At 64.3% G+C, this 1,624-nt stretch carries 3 protein-coding genes; 2 read left to right on the forward strand and 1 reads right to left on the reverse strand.

Going from position 1 to position 1,624, the window contains the following annotated elements; all coding sequences use genetic code 11:
* Positions 1–313: replication factor C small subunit (rfc, locus tag GY812_17690; GenBank protein MCP4437314.1), on the forward strand; the 313-nt coding region annotated here is incomplete at its 5' end.
* 10 nt (positions 314–323) lie between these two features.
* Positions 324–683 (forward strand): cupin domain-containing protein, encoded by a 360-nt coding sequence (locus tag GY812_17695; protein MCP4437315.1) that lies wholly within the window; start codon positions 324–326, stop codon positions 681–683.
* Here GY812_17695 and GY812_17700 read toward each other — a convergent pair.
* The gene (locus GY812_17700; protein ID MCP4437316.1) at positions 680–1,588 is read right to left on the reverse strand and encodes a hypothetical protein; all 909 of its coding nucleotides are present in this window, start codon (positions 1,586–1,588) and stop codon (positions 680–682) included. The two genes, GY812_17695 and GY812_17700, sit on opposite strands and share 4 nt — an antisense overlap.
* Between the last annotated feature and the right edge of the window lie 36 nt (positions 1,589–1,624).

Consider the following 1,624-nt stretch of genomic DNA (forward strand, 5'->3'; position numbering starts at 1 on the left):
CATAGTCTACGAGACCACGGCGACCGCTCCCCCCGAGGAGCTACAGCAGTTCTTCCTCGCCTGCAGGGAGGACGGCTTCCAGCCAGCGCGCAGGAGGCTCCGGGACCTGCTCGACAGGTTCGGGCTCGCCGGCACCGACCTCGTCAACCAGCTCCACAGGGGGCTCGGGGACGTCGAGTTCCTGTCCGAGCCGCAGAAGCTAGCGGCCACCGAGGCGATGGCCGAGACCGACTTCAGGATGGTCGAGGGGGGCGGTGAGGCCCTCCAGCTCGATGCGATGACCGCGAGGCTCTGCTCGATGCTGTCACAGTAGGTGGGGCGATATGGGCAAGATCAACATCGGGGATAAGCTGGCCAAGTTCTCCGACCACTGGTCGCCGAGGGTGATCGCCGAGATGAACGACTACCAGTTCAAGCTGGTCAAGATCCAGGGCGACTTCGTCTGGCACAACCACGCTGACACGGACGAGGTGTTCATCGTCATCGAGGGCTCGATGCGCATAGAGCTCGAGGACGAGACCGTCGAGCTGTCCGAGGGCGAGATGTACGTCGTGCCCAAGGGCGTGAGCCACAAGCCGTACGCCGAGGAGGAGTGCAAGGTGATGCTCGTGGAGCCCCGCGGCGTCGTGAACACGGGAGAGGCGGAGGGCGACCTCACAGCATCGAACGACGTCTGGGTCTAGCCGGTCTGGCTGACCTTGATCGTCCAGTCGGCAGTCCACGTGTTGGTGTCCCACGGCCCCATGCCGTCCCTGGACTCGCTCATCTCGATGTGCAGCAGGTAGGTGCCGGGCCCGAGCATGCCGAGGTCCCATGCGAGGCCTACGTCATCCGCCCTGTACGAGACCCTGGGCCCGAGGTTCTTCTTGCTCGTGAGCCCAGTCTTGTTGCCCCTCAGCCAGTCGCCGGAGTCCAATGACTCGAAGAGCTCGCTCTCAGCGGTGAGGTTCTCGGCCGTGTCGTTCGCCGATATGTAGGTGATATCGCCCCGGATGAGCGTCACGAGCACGTGCGCCCCGAGGGTGTCGACGTTGTCGGAGACCGCCATGCCCAGGACGATGTGCGCCTCGTCCCTGTCCAGCTCGATCGTGTACACCCCGTTGTTCCAGTCGGAGTCGACTATCCCGTTGGCGTCCTGGACGTCAATGCCCCCTGGTGGCATGGGTGCCGCTATGTCCGCTATCGGCGGGTTGGAGAGCACGAAGCTGAGGGCGAGCCAGCTGAAGACGAACAGGAAGCAGGCCCTGAACCAGTTGCCCTTGGTGTACAGCTCGTAGTACCTGGAGGGTATGACGAGCCTGTGCATGGAGGGCACGACCACGGCCAGACCCAAGGGCAGGACCCACAGCACCTTGCTGGGCTCGGTCATCGTCGGCATCATGACGTACCGCATGAAAAGCGACACCGAGAGCCCCATGACGATCACGAGCCACATCGAGAACGCGTCAGCGACCTCCTTGATCGCCGCCTCCTCGGGCCTGAACGGCTCTATGGTGCGGCTCGACTTGTCGTCGTCCTTGTCGCCCGCGCCGCGCCGCTTCTTGCGGCCGTCGTAGGCGCTCGCGCGCATGGCTGCGTCTACGTCCACCATGGCTATCGGGCCGACTCGGCGGTGTCCTGCAAA

It is taken from the genome of Actinomycetes bacterium (assembly GCA_024222295.1).
GTDB lineage: Bacteria > Actinomycetota > Acidimicrobiia > Acidimicrobiales > Microtrichaceae > JAAEPF01.